The following is a 2,004-nucleotide window of genomic DNA, read 5'->3' as shown; positions in this document are numbered from 1 at the left end:
CCAGATGATCGCCGAGGTGTCCCGGCAGTACGCGGCCCTGCTCACCCGGGCCGGCCTGGGGGAGGTGCCCCGCTTCACCATTCCGGAGCTGCCCGAGTCCGCGGGCGGCGGCAGCGGGCTGCTGCCCACCACCGCCATCGCACCCCTGTACGCCTGGCTCGCTCACCGGGCGCAGGACCCGGCGGCCCGTCAGCAGGCCGTGGGGCGTACGGCGTCCGGGGTCATCGACTCGCTCAACGTACGGATGCCCGAGCTGGCCGGGGCGGTGGCCGCGCAGTACGCCGCGGCCGTGCGACTGAACGGTGTGGTCGAGGCGGCGTACGAGAAGGAGCTGGCGCGTGTACGGCGATGGCTCCGGGACGGCGCGGTCCTCGCCGGCGGCGCCCGCACCCGGTGGCGCGGATATCCGCTCTACAGCACCGCGGGGGAGCTGCTGGACGCGCTCGTGGAGAGCCTGGTGGCCCTGTTGCAGTGCGCCGTGGCCGCCTCCGACGAGCAGATCCGTACGACCTGGCGGCGTGAGCCCGCCGCCAGGAACTTCCGGTTCGAGGACACCGGGCGGGAGGAGGGCGGGTGGGGGCCCGCCGAGGACATCCAGGGCCGGATCGGCATGGCCGTACGGCGCTGGAGGCGGGTCCTGGAGGAACTCGCCGAGGAGGAGGCGCGGCTGCTCGACCGCAACGCGGCGCCCGACGCCGAGACGGTGGCGGCGCTGCTGGCCGCCGCCCTCCTCGGCGGACGCCGCGCCAGGGGCGCCGGGGAGCAGCTCGCCGAACGGATCGGTGCCCAGGGGGCCCTGCGCCTGCGCGACAAGGGCGGAGCACTGCTCACCGACTGCCTGGACCAGGTCATGCACGGCGAGCGCGACCGGCGGCTCGCACCGCTGGACGCGCTGGAAGTCGCCCCTGATCCACAGGCCGAACTGATCGCCGCGCTGTCCGTACTGCAGAAGGAGAGGTGGCAGCGATGACTGCCGTCACTGACCAGGGCCGGGACGAGGGCGTGGGGGAGGCGCGGCAGGACGACGGGCGCCGCTGGGACGACGGGCTCATCGCGCGCCGCGCCACCGGGACCGCACAGAGGAGCGCGGAGGACGGGCCGGTTCCGGCTGCCCAGGACGTCCCGGAGCTCCAGGACGGTCCGGGGCCCCAGGCCGAGGCGTACGGGCTGGGCGGCGGCCCCCTGCGGTCGCGGCTGGACGCGCTGCGGGAACTGGTCGGGCTCTCCCGCGCCCGGCTCGACGGGGACACCCTCGCCGAGGCGGGACGCGTGCTCGACGAGGCGTCGGCCCGTCAGCGGCTCTCCTCCCGGCACACGGTCGTCGCCGTCGCGGGAGCCACCGGCAGCGGGAAGTCCACCCTCTTCAACGCGCTCGCGGGCATCCAGATCTCCGACACCGGGCTGCGCAGGCCGACCACCTCCGCCCCGATCGCCTGCAGCTGGACCGACGGCGCCGCCGGACTGCTCGACCGGCTGGCCATCCCCGGCCGGCTCCGGCGCAGGCCCGTGCAGGGCGGCACGCCCACCGACGAGGCGTTGCAGGGGCTCGTCCTGGTGGACCTGCCCGACCACGATTCGGCGGCGACCGGCCACCGGGAGCAGGTGGACCGGGTGCTGGCCCTGGTCGACGCGGTGATCTGGGTCGTGGACCCGGAGAAGTACGCCGACGCGGCCCTGCACGAACGCTATCTGCGGCCCCTCGCCGGGCACGCCGAGATCTCCTTCGTCGTGCTCAACCAGATCGACCGGCTCCCCGGCGAGGCCGCCGACCTGGTCCTGGACGACCTGCGCCGGCTGCTCGACGAGGACGGCATGGCGGTGGGGGAACACGGCGAGCCGGGTGTCACGGTCATGTCCCTGTCCGCGCTCACCGGGGCGGGGGTGGGCGACCTGCGCGAGGTGCTGGGCAGGTTCGTCCAGGCCCGTACGGCGGCGGCGCGCCGGCTGTCCGCCGATGTGGACGCGGCCGCGGCGCGGCTCCGGCCGCAGTACGTCGCCGAGGGG

The 2,004-nt window shown here is 75.5% G+C and carries 1 protein-coding gene and 1 pseudogene; both read left to right on the top strand.

Annotated features, from left to right (window positions below):
- A pseudogene (locus VN520_RS11475) lies at nucleotides 1-970 on the top strand (ATP-binding protein); the annotation flags it as partial.
- Nucleotides 967-2,004, top strand: a 1,038-nt coding sequence (locus VN520_RS11470) for a GTPase (RefSeq protein WP_325746778.1), incomplete at its 3' end; no start/stop codon positions are given. The pseudogene VN520_RS11475 and the gene VN520_RS11470, both read left to right, overlap by 4 nt.

Origin of the sequence: Streptomyces sp. (assembly GCF_035563135.1) — a bacterium.
GTDB lineage: Bacteria > Actinomycetota > Actinomycetes > Streptomycetales > Streptomycetaceae > Streptomyces.
Note: the sequence above shows the minus strand (reverse complement) of the source record. Positions and strands in the feature narration are given on the sequence as shown.